This is a genomic window from Pedobacter cryoconitis (assembly GCF_003259615.1).
GTDB classification, from domain to species: domain Bacteria; phylum Bacteroidota; class Bacteroidia; order Sphingobacteriales; family Sphingobacteriaceae; genus Pedobacter; species Pedobacter cryoconitis.
This window is the reverse complement of sequence record NZ_QLLR01000033.1, coordinates 23,771-48,458: the sequence shown is the minus strand read 5'-3', so window position 1 is coordinate 48,458 and position 24,688 is coordinate 23,771. Positions and strand designations below refer to the sequence as shown.

The following is a 24,688-nucleotide window of genomic DNA, read 5'->3' as shown; positions in this document are numbered from 1 at the left end:
ACCATGAACAAATCAGGAAAGAAAGACCTTTATGAAGCACCCGACTACTATCTGTTAGACGAATTATTGTCTGAAGAGCACAAACTGATCAGATCAACAGTGCGTGACTGGGTGAAGAAAGAAATCAGTCCGGTGATAGAAGATTACGCCCAAAAAGCTGAATTCCCTAAGCACTTAATTAAAGGATTGGGTGAAATTGGTGCTTTTGGCCCGACTATTCCGGTTGAATATGGTGGTGCAGGATTGGATTATACTGCTTACGGTATCATTATGCAGGAATTAGAGCGCGGAGATTCGGGTATTCGCTCTACGGCTTCAGTACAGGGATCTTTGGTGATGTACCCTATTTATGCGTATGGCACTGAGGAACAGCGCCATAAATACTTACCTAAGTTAGCTACGGGCGAAATGATGGGTTGTTTTGGTTTAACTGAACCGGATCATGGATCAAATCCAAGCGGCATGGTCACTACTATCAAAGATAAGGGTGATCATTACTTGTTAAATGGTGCTAAAATGTGGATTTCTAATGCTCCATTTGCCGACATTGCTGTAGTTTGGGCGAAGGATGAAGCTGGAAAAATCAGAGGAATGGTAGTTGAACGTGGAATGGAGGGTTTCTCAACTCCTGAAACGCATAATAAATGGAGCCTTCGTGCTTCGGCCACTGGTGAACTGGTATTTGACAATGTAAAAGTTCCTAAGGAAAATATATTCCCGGAAATCTCTGGTCTTAAAGGGCCGTTGGGCTGTTTAAATCAGGCGAGATATGGTATTGCCTGGGGAGCTTTAGGTGCGGCAATGGATTGTTATGATACTGCTTTGCGTTATGCTAAGGAGCGTATTCAGTTCGGAAAGCCTATTGGCGGATTTCAACTGCAGCAAAAAAAGCTTGCCGAAATGATTACTGAAATCACTAAGGGCCAGTTATTGGTTTGGAGACTGGGTGTGTTAAAGAGTGAGAACAGGGCGACGGCTGAACAGATTTCAATGGCGAAAAGAAATAGTGTTGAAATTGCACTGGATGTTGCCAGAAATGCAAGGCAAATGCTCGGCGGTATGGGAATTACTGGTGAGTATTCAATTATGCGCCATATGATGAACCTGGAATCGGTTGTTACTTACGAGGGTACACATGATATTCATTTGCTGATTACAGGAATGGATGTAACGGGCATCAATGCTTTTAAATAAGAAATTGGCCATGATTGTTTCATGGTCGTTATATAATAAACGATAGATTACGAATGAAGACTTTTAAAAAATACTACTATCTTCCTGCTCCGCCTGAAGAGGTTTATCTGGCAATGACCAAGGCACAAAGTATACAGTTATGGACTGGTGCTGAAGTTGAGTTTACGGATCAGCCGGATACAGAGTTCTCTTTATGGGAAGGGGATATTATCGGGAAGAACCTGGAGTTTGAGTATGGTAAAAAAATTGTACAGCAGTGGTACTTTGGTGAGGAGAATGAGCCTTCGATTGTGACGATTAAGTTTCATGCGGACAAAAAGGGGACTTCTCTGGAGTTTGTACAGACGAATATTCCTGAGGAGGATTATGAAGATTTTACAACTGGTTTGAATGAGTACTATATTGGGGGATTGCAGGATTTCTTCGAAGAAGAGTAGTTCCACTTAGAACTGTACTATAAAATAAATAAGGCATTATAAATTCCAGTCGACGTTCATGAAGAATGAACAATGTCTGGAATTTATAATGCCTTATTTATTTTACAACTTACAGATTTGCGTTACACAAGGTATTTGTTGGTGGTTAGATGTGGTCTTGGTTGGTGGTTAGAAGAGGTCTTGGTTGGTGGCTAGAAGAGGTCTTGGTTGGTGGCTAGAGGAAGTCTTGGTTGGTGGCTAGAAGAAGTCTTGGTTGGTGGCTAGAAGAGGTCTTGGTTGGTGGCTAGAGGAAGTCTTGGTTAGTGGCTAAATATAGTGAAATAGCTTTTAGGTGGAATGATTGAGAAACTGCCTGGGTCAGCTAATCAGATTATCATTTGCACATTATCATTCACGAATATTGATTGATAAATCGTTTCAATTATATCATTTATACAAAAAAAAGATATATTTTATTCAATTGAATTACAGGTAATTAACAACTATTGATTAAAATATATCTTTGTAATGGGGTAAAAGAAATAGTTTGCGGCTAATAGGCTCGAAAACGACATTATGAAAAGAATTTACTTTTGCCTGAGCCTGTTACTATGTTGCCATTGCTCTTTAAGTTATGGTTTTAGAAAAGAATTATTAACGCAGTCCGCTGCTGTCCCAGTTACGATACCGCTGACGGAAGCCCTGAAGAATTTAAGTGTTTTATATAAGGTGAATTTCTTATATGAGCAGGAAAGTATGAGTCAGAAGAAAGTGGCTTTTAATACGGCTGAATTTAAAGGGAAGAAAATCGGAGAGATTTTAAACGGATTATTAACGCCTTTGAAGTTAGGCTGGTATAAGATTGATGATAAAAACTATTCTGTTTATCCGCTGGACAAGCCGCAAAAAACTTCTGGTCTGAAAATTAGTGATCACGTTACGATTTCAAATCAATCGGCCTTAGATACTTTGATTACCAGCCAGATAACTGGCAGAGTGATAGATGAGCTACAAAAGCCGTTAGAATATGTAACCTTGACATTAAGGAGGGCAGCTGATTCGTCGTTTGTACTTAATGCACTCAGTGATTCAACAGGAAGATTTTTATTCCCGGGAATTAAATTGGGGGATTACAAGATTAAAGTAACAGCCATCGGTTATCAGCAATTCACAACACCCCTGCTGAGTTTGAATTCTCAAAATGGTTTACTTATAGAGTCAATCAGATTAAAAGCTTTAGCTGAAACCTTGCGTGAGGTTAAGATCATGGCGAGCCGCCCTTCAGTAGAGACTAAGAGCGATCGTTTTATCCTGAATGTAGAGAATAGTCCAATGGCTATTGGGAATTCATTACAGCTTTTAAAATCTGCTCCTTTTGTCAAGATTTCTGCTGATAATAGCGTAACGCTTCAGGGAAAGAAGACAATGATATTAATTGATAATAAGCCGGTGCCTGATGCTATTTTACAAAATATTCTGGAGACATTACCTTCGGGAAATATTTCAAAGGTGGAATTGATTACACAGCCGTCCTCAAAATATGATGCGAGTTATGGTGCTGTAATTAATATTACCACGAAAAAGAGTACGACTGATGGAGTAACTGCCTCGGTAAGAGCTGATGGTTCTATGGGTAGTTATGGCAGGTCTGAACTGAATGGTACGATAACTTATAAACACAAAGCGCTTACACTTTATGGAACTGCTGGAATAAACAGAAGTGATTATCTGTTTGCTGTTAGTTCGAACCGGGTACTGGGCGATCCGGAAGATCCTGATCTGTTGACTGATAACTGGAGAAGACTTTCGAACAATAAAGTTTTTAATTTCCAGTTAGGCGCTGATTTAGAGTTAACTAAGGATCAGACAATCGGAGTACTGATCAATGGTAACCCCATGAAGTTCGGTGGCCCATGGGGAACGGTTAATCAATTTGGAAAACAAGGTGCAGCAATTGATTCTACCTTATACACCAATGCTACTTTTGATCAGAAGGCATCATTTTATACTTATAATCTTAATTATCATTTGCTGACAGATTCATCGAAAAATGAATTGACTGTACTGGCTACGTTGACCCCTTTCAGACGCAATATGTTTCAATCTTTTCCTTCGGTATTGTTAAATACCTTGGGTGAAGTTATCAAAACGCCTCCTGTTTATCAAACCGTGAATATTACTAATATCAATATTTATAATGCACAGGTTGATTACAGGCGTGCGCTTAAGCAGCAGTGGACATTGGAGACTGGCATCAAGTATCAGCAAACAGATTCAAGAAGTAGCGTCGACTATGAAATCGCTAAGGATAATCAGTTTGTATCCGATCCGGCTTACTCCAACCAGAGTAAACTATCAGAGACTATAGCTGGTGCTTATCTTATTTTGAGTAAGGACTGGAAAAAAGACAAATTACAAATAGGCGTTCGGACTGAAAACACCAAAGTTGTATTTAAAGGGGTTTTCGATCAAAGTTATTTCAATGCTTTTCCTTCTTTTTTATATCAGCATAATTTCAACGAACACAATAATCTAGCTTTCTCTTTTAAAAGAACTATTTCCAGAGCAGCTTATTATGAGCTGGTTCCCTATACCGTTTTTATCAATAAGTATACTGTTGAGCAAGGTAATCCGGCCCTTAAACCTGAATACGATAATATCTATACCATAACCAGTAATATTCACAAACTAAACTTATCATTAAGTTATACTGCTGCAAGCGATGTAATTGTCTTACTCCCATCCAGTCAGGACTATATAACGAAAGTCACTTTCTTCTCCCGCCAGAACTTGAATAAATCTTCAGACTTATCACTTTTCCTTTTGTATCCCCTGCGCTTCAACAGCTGGTGGGAAACTCAAAACAGCGGTACAGTTTTAGGCTATACCAAAGCCCGCGGCCAGGTATTAGGTAATCCTTTTGAACTTAGCGCCTTCCATTCAGACTTTAAATCTTCTCATATATTCCAATTATCAAAAACCCTTAAATTACAAGTAGATGCCTATTACTGGACACGTTATAGCCAGGGATTAACCAAATACAGCGGTTATAAAAACATAGATGCTTCCTTTTTATTGGATGTCTTTTCGGGAAAAGGTCAGGTCAGACTGAGTGGTAATGAGATCGTTTTTAAAAGGAATGACTATCATCAGGACACTGATTTTGGCTCTTATCGTGCGCAGCAGATCATCAATTCTGACAGCCGGAGGATAAGCGTTGGTTTCACCTATAAATTCGGTAAAAACAAGATGAACTCACCGGAGAAAAAAGCAGGTAACGAAGAGGCACTTAAAAGACTTTAGAAATACGTAATTTAAGGGTTTCCTATTTAAATTACACGAAGTCCAATTATTACCTGATTATGAAACTTATATCCTTAAGAGAACACCCGGAATATCTAAAGAAAGCAATTCATTACCTTCAAACCTGCTGGTCTGAAGTAGAGCCAATTCTTTATGAAGATTGCTTAACAAATTGCATCAATGCAAAAGGGGCATTTCCTCAATGGTATCTGCTGGAAAAAGAGAATGAAATTATTGGCTGCGCAGGATTGGTTCCTAATGATTTTATCAGCAGAATGGATTTATACCCCTGGGTTTGCGCTTTATATGTGGATGAAAAACACCGGGGAAAAGCCTATAGCAAACTGCTGTTGGACAAAGCAAAAGAAGATACTATCCAGGCAGGATTTGATAATTTATACTTATGTACTGATCATATCGGATTATATGAAAAATATGGTTATCAATACATAGGAATGGGTTATCATCCCTGGGAAGAAGAGTCCCGGATTTATGAACTGAAACTCAAATAGCATAAAATTAATTTCTGTAAAGCGCAGAATTAGATTAACCTTGCAGATATGGCCACCAGAAATAACGAAATCTTCAGAAAGAAGCTTCACAAAATCATATTCGAATCAGACACCAAAGCAGGTAAACTATTTGATCTGATTTTGCTATGGGTTATTCTTTTAAGCATTCTGTCTGTTTTTCTGGAAAGCGTGGCTAGTTTCAGAGCTCAATATCTGCTTTACATCCGTATTGTGGAATGGATTTTCACAATATTCTTTACGGTGGAATATGCACTTCGGATTTACAGCAGTAATAAACCCTCCAAATATATTTTCAGCTTTTACGGGCTCATAGATATTATTGCTTTTTTACCGACTTATCTGAGCCTGTTTCTGGCAGGAGCGCACTACCTGGTTGTTATTCGTGCATTCAGATTACTTAGAGTTTTCCGGATCTTAAAACTGAGCCGTTTCACCAGTGAAGGAAATATATTAAGAAACGCGCTTAAAAACAGCCTGTATAAAATCACGGTATTCCTGGCAAGCGTCGTTACACTGGTCACCATTATCGGTACACTCATGTATATTATTGAAGGGGATGCAAGTGGTTTCACAAGCATCCCCGTTTCTATTTACTGGGCAATAGTTACAATTACCACCGTTGGCTACGGTGATATTTCACCACAAAGCCCTTTAGGCCAGCTTCTGGCAAGCATCCTGATGATTATCGGCTATGGTATTATTGCCGTACCTACTGGTATAGTATCTGTAGAAATGGCAAGGGCAACAGATGAAGCCAAGGAAAAATGTCCCGTATGTTATGCCCCGATTTATCCCGCAAATGCAAGGTTTTGTTCCAGATGCGGGAAAGAATTAAAAGAACCGGAGAAGGCTTAATATTTTCATATTTAAAGTATATCAAACTCCCACACCTTATTCCCGTTTAAACTCTCCACTCCATCTATCTTCCAAATCTGTCCCTTCTTCACCACCAAATATCTTTTCACAGGTGAAAAATTTTTAACCTTTTCCGTCTGAACCATCACTTCATTTTTAGACAACTCCGTACAACTTTCAATTGCCGTCCCCGCCATATAAGTACCGCCATAAAAATAGTATCCTGTACCATTCCGATGATACTGTCTATTCTTTGAAGTACAATACTTTTTATAAATCTCCTGTAAAGTTTGTCTTGCAATACTATTCTTTTGAGTTAGCTCATTCAGCTTCTCCCGATCAGCCACCACCATATTATGGCACTCCTTAGCCCATCTATTGTAAACAATTACAAATTCGGTCACCGTTTTCTCAGCTGTACGCTCAGCATCAGCAATGCTATCAAAAGTATACTTCTCTAAATCCATAATATCAGGTCAAATAATAACTAATCCTTAATTAGCTGTTGGATTATTCCCCCTGTCTACAACAACTTTGACATCACTTCCATCTAAATCAGTAGTATATATTTTGGAAACCTTAAACGGCTTCTCCATCCCACTATAAATAACCTTATCATTTCCAGTGACAAAAAGAGAAGGTATGCTCACCCCTTCCGGAGAAATTCTTTTCACCTGTTTTGAAGTAAGATCCAGCACATAAACCGCTTCACCCGGCCCGGTCAAACCCGGTAAAACATCCTTGTTACCCGCATTAAAAACCAACTTCCTTCCATCCTTACTATAAAAGAAACTATTATTGCTCGCAATTGAAAGATCCTTTCCAATCAGGTTAGAAATATTTACTGCCTCTACAACTTTTCCAGTCAAATCAAAAGTATAAAGCTTTTGAAGATCCTGAGCTACAAGCTGACTCTCATTCTTCCACGTCGGCGCATAAACATTAAGCTTCGATACACTATCCAGCATAACATAACCTGAATTATCTGTCTTAATTACCCCAACCTTCCAAAGTGCCTTTTTATTAAAAATGCTAAAAGCTATCCTATCTCCCGAAGAAGACCAAACAGCCCGGTAATAATTTTTACTACTCACATTTAACTTAGCCTGGCTTTTACTGATCATATCCGCCACCCAGATAGAGCGGTCACCCAAACTATCACTCACCGTGTAAGCTAACTTATTCCCATCCGGGGAGATTGCCGGATCAGTAGCCCCCCAAAAGAAATTTGTTTCGACGTATCCGCATTTGCCGCCACAATTTTCCCTTCCAGCTGATAAGCCAGCGAATATTTATTATCTATAACCTTAGGCGTTTCAACCTTATTGGAATTACTGTTAGAATTACAAGCCACTGCTAAAAGCGATAGCGCTGGAAATAAAAATTTAAACGATCTCATATATTGTATCTAATATTATTTATAGTGCTAAATCAAGTTTAGCACATATTTAAGTATTTAATGGATTCAAACAACCAGAAAACCCATTAACTTTCTATTGACTTTCAGCTATTGGAACCCCGGCTTCAAGATTACTGAATAATCCAATTATAGATGTAATAGAAAAAGCATTTTTATCCGGCACAAACTAAAGCCTGCCTCCCGAATATAGAGATAAGTTCGTCATCTGTTAGTTGTCGGAACAGTTCACAATATCAAACGCTTCACCTCAATGCCAATCCAATTTTTTTCTCCTCAACGCTAAACCAAACCTTTTCTCCTCAAAACAAACCAAACCCTTTCTCCTCAAAACAAACAACTCCCACTTCACAATTATTATGCTGACTTAAATGAAAGGGTGTCTTTTTAGTTATGTAAAAGTTACTCCTGAAAAATTAAGAAATAAAAAAAAGCAACAGGCCATATTTCTGACCTTGTTCCTACTTCAGGAACGTCGGCAGAAATATGGCCTGTTACTTTTTTTTTATCCTATATAGAGAAACTACTTACTAAAAACCACCCTTACATTTTCCCTCAGATTATAATGTGAACTCATCACCTCACCATACGCCCCAGTACTCCTGATCGCCACTAAATCGCCCCTCTGCGTCTCCTGTAACAGCACCTCTTTCCCAAAACAATCCGTACTCTCGCAAATCGGGCCAACCACATCATACTTCACCCCAGCATCCCCATCCTGCTTACTCAGATTCTCGATCTGGTGATAAGCCTGGTAAAGAGCCGGCCTCATTAACTCCGTCATTCCCGCGTCCAGAATGATAAAATTCTTGCTCTTCCCATTCTTCACATAAAGCACTCTGCTAACCAGCGAAGAACACTGACCAACAATCGCTCTGCCCAGTTCAAAATGAACCTCTTGATTAGGCCTTCTTTCTAAAAAGTCATTAAAAATCTTAAAATAAGCTGCAAAATCAGGGATCTGCTGCTCAGGATTCTGGTAATCAATACCCAATCCACCACCAACATTTAACACCTTTACCAAGAAACCACGCTCCTCGAACCATTTCGCAAACTCGTTGATCCTTACACAAAGATTCTTAAAAACATCTAAATTCGTGATCTGTGAACCAATATGGAAATGTATACCGATGAACTCTAAATTTGCAGAAGCCTTTAAAGCCTCCGCACAAGCAGGAAGGTCCCATGAATTTACACCGAACTTATTCTCATCCAGTCCCGTTGTAATATTATGGTGCGTATGCGCATCCACATTCGGATTGATACGGATTGCAACCTTAGCTACCTTACCCTTTTTTCCGGCAAGCTCATTGATCACCTCTAACTCCTGAACAGACTCTACATTAAAGCAGAAAATATCCAGATCCAGCGCCTCATTGATTTCCCTGTCTGACTTACCCACACCAGCAAATACGACCTGTTTCTTATCAAAACCTATTTCAATAGCCTTTTTCACCTCATTGCCACTTACACAATCAGCGCCCAAACCAGCCACTTTAATTTTGTTCAGCAGCGTATCATTAAAATTCGCTTTCATCGCATAATGTACGTGAAAATCATAAACCTTAGCCGCTTCAACACAAGCACTTAAGCTTAGTTGTAATAAACTCAGGTCATAATAATAAAAAGGCGTTTCTAAATCTGCAAACTGTGCTATATCTTTGTTCGAAAACATAATGTTTAAATATCTTATTGTATTTTGTCTAATTGGAATGCTGTTGATTTACCTGGGCAACTATTTCGATCTTCAACGTCAGAAAATCAACAAAAAAGAATACGACAGAAGAGTCAGGCTCTTTATCGTACTCATTTTTATTATTATAGCCGTCCTCACTTACCTCAAAAAGAGATAACCCGGTTTTTATTCAAAAATCCGGTTATGTAAACTTCTCAGTACCTCTGTTTTATCCCCTGTATTAACTAATAAAGAGATATTATAATTACTTCCCCCATAAGAGATCATTCTGATCGGGATATGCTTGATAGAATCCAGCACTCTTGATGCAAAACCATGTTTACTTGCTCCAAAATCACCCACTACACAAACAATCGTCTGCTCCCTGTCAATCTCTACAGAACCAAAAGCATGCAGCTCCTCTACAATTTTATCCAGGTTATCCGTGAAATCTATCGTTAAAGAAACAGCAACCTCCGAAGTTGTAATCATATCGATCGGCGTTTTATAACGCTCAAAAATCTCGAATACCCTTCTTAAGAAACCATAAGCCAAAAGCATACGGCTCGACTGCACTCGGATAGCAATCAAACCATCCTTAGCAGCGATAGACTTGATTTTACCCTTTTCACTCTCCGCAGAAATCAATGTACCCGCAGCAGAAGGCTCCATCGTATTTAATAACCTGACCGGGATTTTATATTTCTGTGCCGGGAATACCGACTGAGGATGAAGGATTTTGGCTCCGAAATAAGCAAGCTCCGCAGCCTCATCAAAAGAAAGATGAGAAATTGGTTTTGTACCCTTTACAATCCTTGGATCATTATTGTGCATTCCGTCAATATCCGTCCAGATCTGTACTTCCTCCGCTAAAATAGCAGCACCAATCAATGAAGCCGTATAATCACTTCCGCCACGGCGAAGATTATCTACCTCACCAAAGCTATTTCTGCAAATAAAACCCTGTGTAATAAATAACTTATTGCCCTTATGCTTCTCCAGTAAAGGCGTAAGGTTTGCCGTTGCAAAAGGAATATCAGGTTCATTATCCTCATCAATTTTCATGAAATCAAGCGCAGGTAATAACACCGAAGGCACGCCAATAGATTTCAAATAAATATGATAAAGCGTAGTGGACAATAATTCACCTTGCGCTAAAACTACTTTTTCTTCAACAGGAGTGAAAATATCATTGGCCAGAGAAGCTAAAAACTGAAAATGGTAATCCACCACTTCCTGCCCCTGCTCCCTGAAATCACCCTCAGGAAGAAGCTCAATAACAAATTCATTATATTTTTGATTTAGGGCGTTAATTAAAATTAACGCCCCCTGTTTATCTTCCTTTAAAAGTTTGCCCGAAATTTCTACTAAACCATTCGTTGTACCAGACACTGCTGATAAAACTACAATTTGCTCTTCAGCCGGATTGATAATATCCAGCAATTTGGTCATCCGCTCAGGGCTTCCGACAGAAGTTCCGCCAAACTTTAATATCTTCATGTTTCTAAATTGGGTTAATAATTAAACTAAAAACTCCATCCACAGTTAATTTATTTGTGGTAGATATTTTTAATTCAATTAATTTGGTATATAATTGCATTAGGGCGTGAAATTAATAAAACGCCCTTAATAATCATGCTATAAACAAAATTAAATTTGGAGGGTCAGGAATTAAAAAACAGTTCTTAAAAACATCCATACCCTTTCTTTTGTTTATAGACCAGAATAATCAAACATTAACGGAGAACATGCAATTAGAAGCAGCAATACAAAACACCATTAACGAGTGGCTTAATGGCAATTATGACCAACAAACAAAAGAAGAAATCCAAAAATTAATAGACAGTGAAGCGTCTACAGAATTAGTAGATGCCTTTTACAGAAGTCTGGAATTTGGTACAGGTGGACTCCGCGGGATTATGGGAGCTGGTTCTAACAGAATAAATAAATATACCATTGGTACAGCCACGCAAGGCTTGAGCAATTATCTGCTGAAAAAATACCCGGGAGAGCAAATTAAAGTTGCGATTGCCCATGACAGCAGAAACCAATCAGACTTTTTTGCGAAGATTACTGCTGATGTATTTTCCGCTAATGGAATTCATGTATACTTCTTCAAAGAATTGCGCCCTACTCCTGAACTTTCATTTGCTATCAGACACTTAGGGTGCCGCAGCGGTGTAATGCTTACGGCTTCGCACAATCCTAAAGAATATAACGGCTATAAAGCTTATGGCGCAGATGGCGGACAGTTTACTTCTCCTGATGATAATATGGTGATGGACGAAGTTGCCAATATCAAAAGCATTGATGAAGTTAAATTTGAACGTAACGAAAAACTTGTTGAACTGATCGGCGAGGAAATTGATACTTTATATCTGGATCAGATCACTGCGCTTTCAGTTTCTCCGGAAGCAATCGCCAGACAAAAAGACCTTAAAATAGTTTACTCTCCGATTCACGGTACAGGGATTACTTTAGTTCCTAAAGCTTTGGCACAATTTGGATTTACCAATTTGACTTTAGTTAAAGAACAAAGTACACCAGACGGAAACTTCCCTACAGTAGTTTATCCAAATCCGGAAGAAAAAGAAGCAATGACTTTAGCCTTGAATAAGGCGAAAGAAATTGATGCAGACCTGGTTCTGGCAACAGACCCTGATGCGGACCGTGTAGGTATCGCCGTTAAAAATAATGACGGAGAATTTGTATTGCTGAACGGAAACCAGACTGGAAGTTTATTAATCAATTACCTGCTTACCGCATGGCAGGAAAAAGGTAAATTAGATGGCAATCAGTATATCGTTAAAACTATTGTGACCACTAACCTGGTTGAAGAAATTGCCAAAGCTAAAAACGTTGAATACTTTAATACCCTGACCGGATTTAAACATATCGGACATCTGATCACCAGCCTGCAAGGCAAGAAAACCTTTATTGGTGGTGGCGAAGAAAGTTATGGTTACCTGATCGGTGAGTTGGTGAGAGATAAAGATGCGATCATTTCTTGCGCATTCATCGCTGAAATGACTGCTTTCTATAAAGATAAAGGCAGCAGCTTATATGATGCAATGCTGGATATGTATGTAGAATATGGCTTATATAAAGAGGAACTGGTTTCCCTGACTAAAAAAGGAAAAAGCGGTGCTGAAGAAATCAAAGCTATGATGGAGAAATTCAGAAATAACCCGCCACTGGAACTTGGAGGCTCTAAAGTGAAAACTTTAAAAGACTACGAACTGGGTGTGGAAACTGATTTAGACACGAAAGAGAAAACAAAACTTGATTTCCCTGTATCTGATGTATTGCAATTCATTACAGAAGACGGAAGTATTGTTTCTGCACGTCCTTCAGGTACAGAACCTAAGATTAAATTCTATTGCAGCGTAAATGCCCCACTTGCAGATAAAGCGGAGTTCAAAACCGTTGACGCAGCACTGGGCGTTAAAATAAAATCATTAATGGACGATTTACAAGCGTAAATATCCTTTAGAAAAAAAGGGGAAGATGATCTTCCCCTTTTTTATTTATCTTTCTATCAGTCTGGACGATAACACCACGTTATTCAATTCCTTTTTCTCAAAAGAATCTACCGAGGCCAGCTCTTTTAAAACAAAGTTAATTACGTTTTCAGCAATTTCCTCTATCGGCTGATCTACCGCACTGATTGTCGGAGAATGCAGTTTAAAAATGTCATGATCATCATAAGCAATGACCTTAAATGAGCCATTCAGCTTTTTATTCATTTCCCTGAAACTAAACAAGCCTCTTACTGCCAGGTAGTTTGTCGCAAAAAGTACGGCATCAATCTCTGGATTATCTGTAAAAAACTGAGTCAGTTCAGCAGTAGTTTCATCCGCAGTATTATTAAATGAAATCAGTTTACAAAGCTTTGGGTTGATCTTAATTTTATTAGCTTTTAATGCTTGTTCGTATCCTTTGTAACGGTCCTTGATCTGCTCAACATCCACATCAACAGTAACGAAAGCGATGTTTTTCAATCCTTTAACAATTAAGGAATCTGTAGCCATATAAGTTCCCTTAATATTGTCTACCAAAACACTGCTCACTTCCAATCCTGGTAAATGACGGTCAAATACGACTACCGGAGTACGATCAGATAGCAATTCGCGGATATCTTCTTCCATACCCACCATTGGTGCAATGATATAACCATCAACCTGTCTGGATTTAAACATTCTGATCAGGCCTTTCGCCTTGTCCAGGTTATTTTCAGTGCTGGAATAGATAATCTTATAACCATGTTTGTAAGCCTTATCCTCAATCAACCTTGCGATGGCAGCGAAAAACGGATTAGAAATATCTTCTACAATTAAACCAATTGTATTGGTATTTCCTGTACGCAGACTTCTCGCGACCTGGTTTGGCCGGAAGCCCACTTCCTTAATAATTGCCTCGACTTTTGTAATCATGTCCTGGCTAATACGCATTTTCTCTGCCTTACCATTCAATATGAAAGAGACAGTAGTAATAGATACGTTAGCCTTCTTTGCGATATCCTTTATAGAGAGGGGTTTCATTTTGTTTTTTTGTTTAGAAAGCCAAGCTAGAAAAATAAAAACTATTAATGAAACAGTCTCAACTGTCTCCCCGATATTTTATTTCATGGCAGCTAATTAAAACTTAACGCTTATGTTGTAAACGGTACTTTTATCGCGATAAAATATGTTAAAATGATCTTTACTCACCCCAACCAGTCTGTATTGATTCACTTTGTTCAATCCTTCCAGTTCACCATCAATTGTAATAATACCGTTATCATCATGGACACTACCGATAAAAAAGTTTTTCATTAATTCTTTATAGCTGTAATCACTTGAACTTCCTGCTAAACGGTATTCCTCATAAGCAGCAAAATCTGTACGGCCATTAAGTAACTTTTTAAAATCTGCCAGGCCCGGCACTACATTACTATAGGAAATACCGGTCAGGTTAGTTTCTGCTGCTGAAGCCGCAGTATATTCAGTTCCTCCTTTATTCCCTTCGGTACGCTGATTTGTGAGATAAACAATATTAGCACCCATCATAGCTGCTTGTATTTTGATTTTACGGTAAGCACGATTTTTAACTCTTTCCTGGTTAGAAAGTGCTGTTGTTCCTACCGATTTGGAACTTACATCGCCAATCTTAAACAATCCTTTGATCTCACTTTCAACTGCTGTCACTGTTACTTTATCAAAGTCCGATACCCCATTTACTGTTTTATAAGAAGAAGCCTCCGTAAAAATCTGTTCACGACCGTTCTTAAAGACAATCCGCTGTACGCTATTTTTATAGACCGTGTTGACCAGATCTTCATTCGGGTAAGAATATTTAACAGCGCTCTCTGTTACCTCTTTAACTGTACAGGATATTTTTTGATTGTTTGAGTAAAGTGTGTCTGTCTGCCCGGCCGCATTTAAGCAGATAAAAAGCAAGAAGCCTCCTGATAATATAATTTTTTTCATAAAAATATTGTTTAACCTAATCCGTAAGCAATTTATAATAAATAAATCGGTTTGTGTTAGCTCTTAGTAGATTTTAACAAAAATGTTATTCAAAATCAATTTGACGTTGTTATCTATATAAAGCGTAAATTTGCATTACTGATATTTTTACTATGGCATACATTGATTATTACAAAGTCCTGGGCGTGGATAAAAAAGCAACGCAGGATGAGATAAAGAAAGCGTACAGGAAACTTGCACGTAAATATCATCCCGATTTAAACCCTAAAGACAAAGAAGCAAATAAGCTATTTCAGCAGATCAATGAAGCAAATGAAGCATTGAGTGATCCTGATAAGCGCAAGAAATATGATGAGTACGGTGAAAACTGGAAACATGCAGACCAGGCCCAGCAGCAAGGTAACCCTTTTGGCGGTGGTGGCAGACGAGGTGGTTCAGGTGGCTTCGGAGGCGGATTTGGCGGTGGCTCAGACTTTGGGGGCGGCGATTTCTCAGATTTCTTTGAATCGATGTTTGGCGGTGGCGGCAGACAACAGAGAAATGCTGCAAAATTCAGAGGACAGGATTTACAGGCCTCTCTGCAAATCTCCTTCAGAGAAGCAGCAGAAACACATAAACCTACAATTACTGTAAATGGCAAAAACTTAAGGATTTCTATTCCTGCCGGTATTGCCAACGGTCAGGTCATTAAACTGAAAGGCCAGGGAAGTCCGGGTGCGAACAACGGGCCTGCAGGAGATCTTTTCATTACGATAACGATTACCGATGACCCTATTTTCAAGAGACTGGGCGATGATCTTTATTTAACGAACGAAATAGATCTGTATACAGCTTTACTGGGCGGAGAAGCTACGATTGACACCCTGAATGGCAAAGTAAAGCTAAAAGTACCGGAAGGCACTCAAAACGGAACAAAAATAAGACTGAAAGGCAAAGGGTTCCCTGTTTACAAGAAAGAAGGAGAATTTGGAAATCTTTTTATAACTTATACAGTTAATATACCAACAGGCCTGACAGAAAAACAAAAAGAACTTTTTAAAGAACTGCAGGGACTGTCGAAATAATGGAATAATTCAATATCCTATGGAAAACGAATTAATAACTATAAGAGATTACTGTGTTAATTATGCCATCGACCCTTCTTTCATCCAGGCATTGGAGGAGTCCGGATTAATCGTACTGACCATAATTGACGGAAACAAATTCTTACACTTTGAACAATTAATGGAAATGGACCGTTATGTCCATTTCCATTATGATTTAGAGATCAACATCGAAGGCATCGATGCCATCATGAACCTGTTACAAAAGGTGAAACACCTGCAACATGAAGTTGAGCATTTAAAAACTCATATTCATATCCACGAAGGACATTAGCCTTCCTTATAAACTTCAGGATTAACCAGAAAAGGAGGCTTCTCCCCTTTTGATACTGCAATAATATTTTCCGCAGCAAGTCTCGCCATGGCATTTCTTGTCCCCTCGGTAGCTGAGCCAATATGAGGCAATACAGCTACATTAGGCATAAACAGCAGCCTGTTATCTGGTTCCATCGGTTCGGGATTGGTTACGTCCAAACCAGCTCCCCAAATCGTTTTACTTTCCAGTGCCTCAATTAAAGCTGGCTCATTATGAATAGATCCTCTTGCAGTATTGATAAAAATAGAACCCGGTTTCATCTGTTTAAAAGCAGTATGGTCAAACTTACCCTCAGTTTCCGGTGTTAACGCGGTATGTACAGTAAGCACATCGCTTTGCGCCAGCAACTCTTCAAAAGAAACCAGTTCTGCATCCAGCAAATTTTCTGCCTCTTCATTTCTGCTCCGGTTATGGTAAATGATTTTCATGCCAAATGCTCCTGCACAGCGTTTAGCCATTTCTGTTCCTATTTTTCCTAAGCCAAAAACGCCTAAAGTACAACCGTTCAACTCCTTCCCTAAATTAGCAGTCGGTTCAAAAAAGCCCCATTCCCCATTGGTAATCTTACGGTTCATATAAAAAGCATTCCTTGCCGCAGCCATCATGAGTAGAAAAGCGGTATCGGCCGTTGCACCGCTTAAAACACCAGGAGTATTCCCCACTGGTATTTTAAGCCGTGTTGCCGTATCAATGTCTACATTATCGTAGCCAACAGAATGCAGTGCAATTACTTTTAAATGCGCACTTGCTTCCAGAAATTCCCGGTCCAGCCGCTGCCCTGCACTCAGCAAAGCATCTGCCCATTGGCATTCTGCAATTAACTCCTCGCGCGTCATATTCCTTTGCTGGGTCCATTCTTTGACTTTCAAACCTGCCGCTTCCAGCAAACGCAGACCTGATTCTGGAATTACCCTGGTTATAAATACATTCATGGACGCTATTTACCTAAAAAATTTGAACTGATCGTATCCCACACTTCTTTTCCATCACCATTCAGTGTTTGTTTCAGCATATAAATCCCAAATCCTTTAGCCTGTTCAAAATCTATTTTAGGCGGCATTGATAATTCTGCCTGATTCACCACAACATCCACTAATACCGGTCCGGGATGAGCTAATGCTGCAGCAATCGCCGCTTCAACCCCTTCAGCCTCTTCTACCCTGATTCCCCTGATCCCAATAGCTTGAGCCATTTTAGCGAAATCCGGGTTTTTAAGGTCTGTACCAAAAGGAGGCATTCCGATCACTTTCATTTCCATCGCCACAAAACCAAGAGAACTGTTGTTGTAAACGATAATTTTTATAGGCAGGTCATATTGATAGATGGTTAAAATATCACCCATCAGCATCGCAAAACCACCATCCCCGGATAGGGAAATTACTTGCCTTTCGGGAAAGGCAACCTGTGCGCCAATAGCTTGTGGCATAGCACTGGCCATTGATCCATGGTTAAAAGAGCCGATCAGCTTTCTGCCTTTTTTCATATCCACATAACGTGCCGCCCATACTGTTGGCGTACCCACATCTGCTGTAAAGATGGCGTTATCCGCGGCCTGCTCACTGAGTATACGGGTTAAATATTCCGGATGAATAGCTTTACCTGAAACCATTTGTGCATGGCCCATCAGGTTTTTCCTGTTGTCTTGATAACGCTGCTGACATTTCTCTAAAAATGTAACGTCTGTTACTTCTTCTACAAAAGGCAGTAAAGATTTAATAGTTTCTTTGACATCCCCGGTTAAGCCAAGATCAAGTTTACACCTGCGTCCCAATCTTTCTGGTCTGATGTCTATTTGTATAATTTTAGCTTTCGAAGGAAACCATTCTTTATAAGGGAAATCAGTACCCAGCATCAGCAGTAAATCACTTTCTTCGACCGCATGATAGCCTGAAGAAATACCAATTAAACCGGTCATCCCCACATCGTAAGGATTGTCATACTGCACATGCTCTTTTCCTCTGAGTGCATGTACAATTGGCGACTTGATTTTACCTGCAAGTGCCAACAATTCATCGTGTGCGTCTCTGCAGCCTGCACCACATAATAAGGTCACTTTTTTAGCCTCATTAATAAACTGTGCCAGCTTTTGCAATTCTTCATCAGCAGGACGGATCGCCGGACGACTGACAAACAAAGGATGATCTAATTCCTCATTCTCCATTTTCTCCATCGCTACATCACCCGATAAACTGATGACCGCTACCCCATTCTGTCCTATTGCATGCTGCATCGCAATTTGTAAAACTCTCGGCATCTGCCTCGAAGAAGCAATCGTTTCGCAGTAATAACTGCATTCGCGGAATAAAGATTCAGGACGCGTCTCCTGAAAATAAGAAGTACCAACCTGTTCACTTGGAATATGCGCGGCAATGGCCAGTACTGGCGCATTACTTTTATGTGCATCATATAAACCATTGATCAGGTGCATATTTCCCGGGCCGCAGCTTCCTGCACATACCGCTAATTTACCTGTTAACTGCGCCTCAGCGCCAGCAGCAAATGCCGCTGCTTCTTCATGACGGTAATGTATCCATTCAATGTCTTTAGAGTTACGGATCTCATCTACAATTCCGTTCAGAGAATCGCCAACTAAACCATGTACACGCTTAACTCCTGCCTGAATCAGTATCTCTACTAATTTCGCTGCTACTGTTTTTGCCATAATATTTTTGATAAAATAAAAGCCGTCCTATTGGGACAGCTTTCATAGGGTAATTATTTTTTTACAACTTCGTTATATCTGCGTTCTACTTCCGGCCAGTTCACTACGGTCCACCAGGCAGTAATATAGTCTGCACGTTTATTTTGATATTTCAGGTAATAAGCATGTTCCCAAACATCCAATGCTAAAATTGGGCGGCCTTTTTCAGCTACTGCATCCATCAATGGGTTATCCTGGTTAGGAGTTGTTGTGATTTTCAACTTTCCATTCTGTACAATCAACCATGCCCATCCTGAACCGAAACGCTTCGCAGCGCTATCAGCAAAAGCAGCTTTAAATTTTTCCATAGTACCGAAATTTGCATCTATTTCCTTTAAAAACTCAGGTGATGCAGGTTTTGGTTTAGGAGCCATAATCTGCCAGAATAAGGAGTGGTTATAGTGTCCGCCGGCATTGTTACGGATAGCAGCAGGGTAAGTAGAAGCCACAGCTAATATTTGTGCCAGAGTTTTACCTTCTGCAGCAGTGCCTTTTACAGCAGCATTTAAATTGGTTACATACCCCTGATGATGTTTAGTGTAATGTATTTCCATAGTCTGCTTATCTATAGCAGGTTCCAGTGCGTTGTAAGCATAGGGTAATGGCGCAAGTTTGAATTGTGCGCTCAGGGTCTGTGTGCCTGCAAATAACAGAACGATAGGTAAAAAGCTTTTGAATAATTTCATCGTAGTAAATAGGGTTATTTGAAAAAGCTGTTTAAACCTGGCAAATGATTACGCATGTTTAAACAGCTGTCTATTTAAAACGATTATTAAATTAATTTGTTTTCCCTATTTGGTTTTAATGAAGAGGATTAATCCTAAAACACTTACCACCAGGACACCAAATGCTGAAAAAGCAGTCAGAAAATCCCTGAAGTTTTTACCTGCAAAGTCTACCAGCAAAAATTTATGAAATACGGCAAAGCTTAAGCCCTCTCTTCTGTCCGAATCCTGAACTTTCGCCGCTAATCTTCCAGTGGCGGTTTCCAGATAATAGGTAAGGTGCTGTGGCGTACTTAAAGCTATTTTTACCACTGGTAAACGCTTATTGACGAAACCATAATCGTTATCAAACTTGGTCAGGTAATCTGAGGAAGAGATAATCAGCGGGGCCGATTCATCGGCTGCCGCATTCGCCATCATTTCACAACAAGCCGCTTCTCCATCTGCAGCTCCCTGAGCTACAAAATGTTTGACCAGGCTATAACTATACTCCATAATCCCGTCTGGCAGAAGTTGTCCGTTAGCGGCATCATAGTAGGCAATACCAGGTTTCGTCTTTTGAGCTTTCTCCCCAAACATGGTTTCAGCTTTGGCGACCTGCTGCTTTTTCCAGCTATCATTTTCCTTTTTAACGAGGTAAACCTGGTAATAAGTTTTATCGTTAAACCTGGCCAGTGAAACATTACTTACCTGTGCCCAGTTTACGGGTAAAGCAGAAGATGCAATCACCAGATCACGCGCTTTTACTTCAGGCTCAAAAACATAATTGATCCGGTCGTCGGGTGTAAATTTATGCGTGGCATGATAAAAACCTGAACCCATAAAAGTTAAGGTCACTAAAGAAGTCCAGATCCCGATAGCCCGGTGATATTTCCTTAAGAAACCTATCTTTTGCCCGGTCACCGGCTTTTTAAACTTCTTCCATAAGAACCCATAGATCAATAAACCGCTTAAAGTAGAAAAGATTACGATCGAGGCCAGCATTAAAATCAGCGCATATCTGGCAGTATTATTCGTGATTTTTGCGATAAATTCATAACTATGGAAGTTACTGAATACCCACAAAAAAACCTTCCTGTTGGTATCGTTGTAATTCGCTAACCTGCTTTGTGAAGTTTCCACATAAACATCCATATGATCTTTCCGCTCAAAGCTGACCTTCCATACCGGAAGCAAGCGGTTGATATACTTATATTCATCTGTAAAATTGGTGATCTGCGTGACTGATACAATTTTAGAAGTACTGTCTCCCAGAAAATACCGGCTTAGGTATTCCGCATATAAACGTTCCCCGTCTACTAGCTTTACCCCATCGGCAGCAGAAAAATACTGTATTTGGTTCTTCCGGTCTTTGATTTGATAATAGGTCTTTCCCTGAAAATCAATTAACCTGAAATTCTTCAGTAAATTGACCCCGTTTTTCTGTAACACCTCGTTTACAGACAGTTTGACCTGTTCGCTATTGATTGCTTTGGGTTTAATATACTCATGCGCGATCTGCAATTTGAACCAGTGGGCAATGATGGGATGACTTAAACCAGAGCATGTCCAGAAAATTACCGGAATGATGGTTATAATCCCAAGGATACGGTGCCAGGAATACATGTTCCTTTTCACCGTCCGGCTAAGATTTGCGGTGCTCATGTTAGTGTTTATATTCTGCCAGCAAGGTATCCATATCCTTCATCAGCTGTTCAACCTGAGCATCTACCGTTCCATCGTAAGCACCTCTGATCCTTTTGTCCTTATCTACCAGCACAAGATAACCCTGATGAATAAAACCACCCGGTGCGGCTTTGTCCTGTCCTACAGAAACCAGGTAATTACGCTCTGCCAAAGCATAAATTTCTTCTTTGGTCCCCCATAAAAACTCCCACTGTGTACCTTTAATACCTAGTTTGGTGGCATAAGCTTTCATTCTTGAAGGCGTATCATATTTCACATCAATAGTGTGTGAAGCCAATTTAACTTCTGGATTATCCAGGTACTTATGGTACACTTTCAGCAAATTACGGTGCATAGTCGGGCAGATTGTAGGGCACGAGGTAAAGAAGAAATCAGCGACGTAAATAGCGCCGTCAAAATCTTTATTGGTCACCACTGCGCTATCCTGATTCAGAAATTTAAAGGCTGGAATAGTCCGGTAAGTCGTGTCAGTTCCGGTGATGTCCTGTTGTAAAAAAGGAAGCCTTTTCGCTTTATCTTTGCAACCTGTTACTACTGCCAGCAGCAGAAACAGGTAAATTAATCTTCTTCCCATTATTTCTTGAATTGTTTCAGGTAAGCATCAGACGATTGAATTTCAGCTTTATACAGACTATCGATCTTTCCGATTTTAATCCTTTCGGCTTTAAAATATTTAATCGCGTCTTCGTTTGACTTGCCGGTTACATCTGGTTCAAATTTGTGCATCCAGTCATTCATCAAATCCTCAGCAACGTTTAGCCTGTTAAGCGTGGCTTTCATTACCTCTTTTTCTTTTAAAGTATCGGTAGAAGGAAACCTGGTTTTCAATGCCGGCATTTCTTTCAGCATAGAATCCAGTCTCATCTGATTGTTAACCAATATGCCATGGTCTTCCATCACTACATCATGAAATTTCATGACTTCATCCCTTTCTGTTTTATAATTTGGAGTTTGTGTACAGGCAACTGCTCCTGTAGCTAATACGAGTACGGCTAAAAATAATTTCATATTGTATAAGTTTGAATAGCGATGTATACGTGTTTACCGCTTATCAGGAGCTGTAAAATAAGCCTGATAGCGCAAAAAACACACATTACATCATTTGATAGCCTGTTTAATCATCAACAGACTTGTAAAAATTGAATTAAAAAGAAGGGTATTAGCAGGAGGGCTGCGGAGGATGGAAAATAGCGCTCAGACGAGCAACTGGTACTCCCGTTGTTAGGGGAATACGCAGGTTTATCGCAATAAAAGAATATTGTTTAAATATAAAAGGGGTAGAAACTATAGCTTCCTGCAACTGGATTTTCTGGAACTGATGGTCTTGTTTCTGCTCCTTTTCCTGCGCTTGTTTAAGCTTTCTCATTAGGTAACACTGCCCATTGCAATGCAATTGCGGCTTATCCTTATTGACACAAAGCTCTTTCGCGATATACCCCTGGTTCATTTCGAAACCTGCAACGACAAAAAGTCCCGACAGGCTTACCGAAGCCGAACACAGTAAAAGTAATATAGCTATAAAGCGTGTGAACATGGATTGTTACCCCCTTAATTTACCCCATTTTAAATACGTTGCTCCCCAGGAGAATCCTGCGCCAAAAGCGGTAAGCAACATATTATCATTTTCTTTGAAATCGTTTTTAAATTCCCACATACACAATGGGATTGTTGCAGCAGTCGTGTTACCGTAAAGCTGAATGTTAACCTTTACCTGCTCTTCTTTCAAGCCTAACTTATCTCCTACAGCCTGAATAATGCGCAGGTTAGCCTGATGTGGAATCAACCAGTTAATGTCTTTGATCTCCAGGTGGTTTCTTTCCATGATCTCATTACAGGTCTGCGTCATGCCTTCAATTGCAGCTTTAAAAACTATCCTTCCATTTTGAGAAATGTAATTCTGTTTTTTATCAAGCGTATCCAGTGAAGATGGATTCAGTGAACCACCAGCGGTAACGATCAAATGTTCTTTACCTATACCGTCTGTTCTGAATACATTATCTACTAATCCTGTTTCTGCTTCAGTCTGCTCGAGTAAAACTGCCCCGGCACCGTCACCAAAAAGAATACAGGTATTTCTGTCTTCGTAATTTACGATAGAACTGTTTGCATCTGCGCCAATAACAATTACATTTTTGTAACGGTTACTCTCAATTAAGCTTGCGCCCAGAGTCAGCGCGTAGAGAAAGCCACTACAAGCTGCATTGGAATCCACACCCCACGCATTTTTTAATCCTGCTTTTTCACAGACAATACTTGCGGTCGAAACCATAATATAGTCAGGGGTAGCCGTAGCTACAATTACGCATTCGATTTCATCCGGGTCGATGTGACTATCTTCCAACAGTCTTTTGACTGCCATGGTAGCTAAGTCGGAGGTTGCAAGTGAATCATCATTAAGGATTCTTCTTTCATGGATACCAGTTCTTGAAATAATCCAGTCACTATTCGTATCCACCATTTTCTCCAGATCATGATTGGTTAAAATGGTTTCCGGTACATATCCTCCCAAAGCTGTTATGGCAGCATTATATCTCTTTCTCATTAAGCATTACAATTCTTGGCGCAAAACTAATAAATATTTACAGCTGTGTTACACTTTATTTTTGCAGTAGTGTACCTTTGCCGGATCAATAAATTATATTATGAGACATCAATCCACACTTATCTGCGCTATTTTACTGACTGCCACAGTGTTTGCTTCTTCCTGTAAGGAGGAAAGAAAACTTCCAATATATGGCTTGAGAGACACTAAAACGGTTAAAAACAGCGACGGATCAGCTGGTGTTGATACCATATACCAAACTATACCTGCTTTTAAATTACTGAATCAGGATAGTGTATATATTACTAACGATCATTTTAAAGGTAAAATCTATATTGCAGATTTCTTTTTCACTTCTTGTACGAGTATCTGCCCTATTATGCACAGAAACTTGAAAATGATCTCAGAAAAGTTCAAAAATAATCCTGATGTCATGTTTTTATCACATACGATAGATTTTAAGTATGACACCCCCTCAGTGCTTAAAAAGTACGCACAGAAGCTTGGCGTGGATGGCCCGAAATGGCAATTCGTTTATGGCCCGAAAGATACTGTTTATACTTTAGCAGAGAAAAGTTACCTCGTTGCTGTGAACGTTGATAGTGCAAACAGAGACGGGTATGTACACCAGGGATTTTTGGTCTTAATTGATAAAGACAGAAGAATCCGCGGCGCTTATGACGGAACAAATCCTGAACAGGTAGCACAATTAGAGAAGGATATTCCTGTTTTACTAGCGGAAGATAAAAAATAG

At 39.6% G+C, this 24,688-nt stretch carries 24 protein-coding genes; 9 read left to right on the top strand and 15 right to left on the bottom strand.

Annotated features, from left to right (window positions below):
- Positions 1-3 precede the first annotated feature (3 nt).
- The 5 genes from LY11_RS22605 (at position 4) to LY11_RS22585 (ending at position 6,301) form a co-directional block, all read left to right on the top strand.
- Positions 4-1,194 carry an acyl-CoA dehydrogenase family protein gene (locus LY11_RS22605; protein ID WP_111635890.1) on the top strand — a complete coding sequence of 397 codons (1,191 nt, stop codon included), beginning with the start codon at positions 4-6 and terminating at the stop codon, positions 1,192-1,194.
- Between the two features lie 53 nt (positions 1,195-1,247).
- Positions 1,248-1,631, top strand: coding sequence for an SRPBCC domain-containing protein (locus tag LY11_RS22600; RefSeq protein WP_111635889.1), 384 nt, complete (start codon positions 1,248-1,250; stop codon positions 1,629-1,631).
- A gap of 555 nt (positions 1,632-2,186) precedes the next feature.
- The gene (locus tag LY11_RS22595) at positions 2,187-4,913 is read left to right on the top strand and encodes an outer membrane beta-barrel family protein (protein ID WP_111635888.1); all 2,727 of its coding nucleotides are present in this window, start codon (positions 2,187-2,189) and stop codon (positions 4,911-4,913) included.
- Positions 4,914-4,972: 59 nt separating this feature from the next.
- Positions 4,973-5,425 carry a GNAT family N-acetyltransferase gene (locus LY11_RS22590; RefSeq protein ID WP_111635887.1) on the top strand — a complete coding sequence of 151 codons (453 nt, stop codon included), beginning with the start codon at positions 4,973-4,975 and terminating at the stop codon, positions 5,423-5,425.
- Positions 5,426-5,473: 48 nt separating this feature from the next.
- Positions 5,474-6,301: an ion transporter gene (locus LY11_RS22585; RefSeq protein WP_111635886.1), complete on the top strand. Its 828-nt coding sequence runs from the start codon at positions 5,474-5,476 to the stop codon at positions 6,299-6,301.
- A gap of 11 nt (positions 6,302-6,312) precedes the next feature.
- Here the strand turns inward: LY11_RS22585 and LY11_RS22580 are convergent, their stop codons facing one another.
- The 5 genes from LY11_RS22580 to LY11_RS22565 all read right to left on the bottom strand — a co-directional run bounded on the left by LY11_RS22580 (position 6,313) and on the right by LY11_RS22565 (position 10,893).
- Positions 6,313-6,768: an NTF2 fold immunity protein gene (locus LY11_RS22580; RefSeq protein ID WP_111635885.1), complete on the bottom strand. Its 456-nt coding sequence runs from the start codon at positions 6,766-6,768 to the stop codon at positions 6,313-6,315.
- Positions 6,769-6,795: 27 nt separating this feature from the next.
- Complete coding sequence (locus LY11_RS22575; protein ID WP_245952864.1) at positions 6,796-7,467, bottom strand: TolB-like translocation protein; 672 nt, start codon at positions 7,465-7,467, stop codon at positions 6,796-6,798.
- Between the two features lie 8 nt (positions 7,468-7,475).
- A complete protein-coding gene (locus tag LY11_RS27130) occupies positions 7,476-7,700 on the bottom strand; it encodes a hypothetical protein (RefSeq protein WP_245952863.1) in 225 nt (74 codons plus the stop codon).
- A 541-nt stretch (positions 7,701-8,241) separates the two neighbouring features.
- Positions 8,242-9,393: a diaminopimelate decarboxylase gene (gene lysA, locus LY11_RS22570; protein WP_111635883.1), complete on the bottom strand. Its 1,152-nt coding sequence runs from the start codon at positions 9,391-9,393 to the stop codon at positions 8,242-8,244.
- Between the two features lie 186 nt (positions 9,394-9,579).
- A complete protein-coding gene (locus LY11_RS22565) occupies positions 9,580-10,893 on the bottom strand; it encodes an aspartate kinase (RefSeq protein ID WP_111635882.1) in 1,314 nt (437 codons plus the stop codon).
- Positions 10,894-11,141: 248 nt separating this feature from the next.
- Here LY11_RS22565 and LY11_RS22560 point away from each other — a divergent pair, with 248 nt between their 5' ends.
- A complete protein-coding gene (locus tag LY11_RS22560) occupies positions 11,142-12,875 on the top strand; it encodes a phospho-sugar mutase (protein ID WP_111635881.1) in 1,734 nt (577 codons plus the stop codon).
- Between the two features lie 45 nt (positions 12,876-12,920).
- On the opposite strand, the gene LY11_RS22555 is transcribed toward LY11_RS22560, so the two are convergent.
- Both LY11_RS22555 and LY11_RS22550 read right to left on the bottom strand, forming a co-directional pair.
- Complete coding sequence (locus LY11_RS22555) at positions 12,921-13,934, bottom strand: LacI family DNA-binding transcriptional regulator (RefSeq protein ID WP_111635880.1); 1,014 nt, start codon at positions 13,932-13,934, stop codon at positions 12,921-12,923.
- A 96-nt stretch (positions 13,935-14,030) separates the two neighbouring features.
- Positions 14,031-14,861: a hypothetical protein gene (locus tag LY11_RS22550; protein WP_111635879.1), complete on the bottom strand. Its 831-nt coding sequence runs from the start codon at positions 14,859-14,861 to the stop codon at positions 14,031-14,033.
- A gap of 152 nt (positions 14,862-15,013) precedes the next feature.
- Here LY11_RS22550 and LY11_RS22545 point away from each other — a divergent pair, with 152 nt between their 5' ends.
- Both LY11_RS22545 and LY11_RS22540 read left to right on the top strand, forming a co-directional pair.
- Entirely contained in the window at positions 15,014-15,925 is a 912-nt protein-coding gene (locus LY11_RS22545) for a DnaJ C-terminal domain-containing protein (protein ID WP_111635878.1), read from the top strand.
- Between the two features lie 19 nt (positions 15,926-15,944).
- The gene (locus tag LY11_RS22540) at positions 15,945-16,238 is read left to right on the top strand and encodes a chaperone modulator CbpM (protein WP_111635877.1); all 294 of its coding nucleotides are present in this window, start codon (positions 15,945-15,947) and stop codon (positions 16,236-16,238) included.
- On the opposite strand, the gene LY11_RS22535 is transcribed toward LY11_RS22540, so the two are convergent.
- From LY11_RS22535 to LY11_RS22500, 8 genes are all read right to left on the bottom strand, one after another.
- Positions 16,235-17,212, bottom strand: coding sequence for a 2-hydroxyacid dehydrogenase (locus tag LY11_RS22535; protein ID WP_111635876.1), 978 nt, complete (start codon positions 17,210-17,212; stop codon positions 16,235-16,237). The two genes, LY11_RS22540 and LY11_RS22535, sit on opposite strands and share 4 nt — an antisense overlap.
- 5 nt (positions 17,213-17,217) lie before the next feature.
- Positions 17,218-18,942, bottom strand: coding sequence for a ubiquinone-dependent pyruvate dehydrogenase (poxB, locus tag LY11_RS22530; RefSeq protein WP_111635875.1), 1,725 nt, complete (start codon positions 18,940-18,942; stop codon positions 17,218-17,220).
- A gap of 53 nt (positions 18,943-18,995) precedes the next feature.
- Entirely contained in the window at positions 18,996-19,667 is a 672-nt protein-coding gene (locus LY11_RS22525; RefSeq protein WP_111635874.1) for a superoxide dismutase, read from the bottom strand.
- A 105-nt stretch (positions 19,668-19,772) separates the two neighbouring features.
- Positions 19,773-21,350, bottom strand: coding sequence for a PepSY-associated TM helix domain-containing protein (locus LY11_RS22520; protein ID WP_111635873.1), 1,578 nt, complete (start codon positions 21,348-21,350; stop codon positions 19,773-19,775).
- Position 21,351: 1 nt separating this feature from the next.
- The gene (locus tag LY11_RS22515) at positions 21,352-21,966 is read right to left on the bottom strand and encodes an SCO family protein (protein WP_111635872.1); all 615 of its coding nucleotides are present in this window, start codon (positions 21,964-21,966) and stop codon (positions 21,352-21,354) included.
- Positions 21,966-22,400 carry a hypothetical protein gene (locus LY11_RS22510; protein ID WP_111635871.1) on the bottom strand — a complete coding sequence of 145 codons (435 nt, stop codon included), beginning with the start codon at positions 22,398-22,400 and terminating at the stop codon, positions 21,966-21,968. The genes LY11_RS22515 and LY11_RS22510 overlap by 1 nt, the downstream gene beginning before the upstream one ends.
- Before the next feature lie 151 nt (positions 22,401-22,551).
- Entirely contained in the window at positions 22,552-22,926 is a 375-nt protein-coding gene (locus tag LY11_RS22505; protein WP_111635870.1) for a hypothetical protein, read from the bottom strand.
- Positions 22,927-22,932: 6 nt separating this feature from the next.
- Complete coding sequence (locus LY11_RS22500; RefSeq protein ID WP_111635869.1) at positions 22,933-23,934, bottom strand: beta-ketoacyl-ACP synthase III; 1,002 nt, start codon at positions 23,932-23,934, stop codon at positions 22,933-22,935.
- A gap of 100 nt (positions 23,935-24,034) precedes the next feature.
- Between LY11_RS22500 and LY11_RS22495 the strand changes: the two genes are divergently transcribed.
- Positions 24,035-24,688 (top strand): SCO family protein, encoded by a 654-nt coding sequence (locus LY11_RS22495; RefSeq protein ID WP_111635868.1) that lies wholly within the window; start codon positions 24,035-24,037, stop codon positions 24,686-24,688.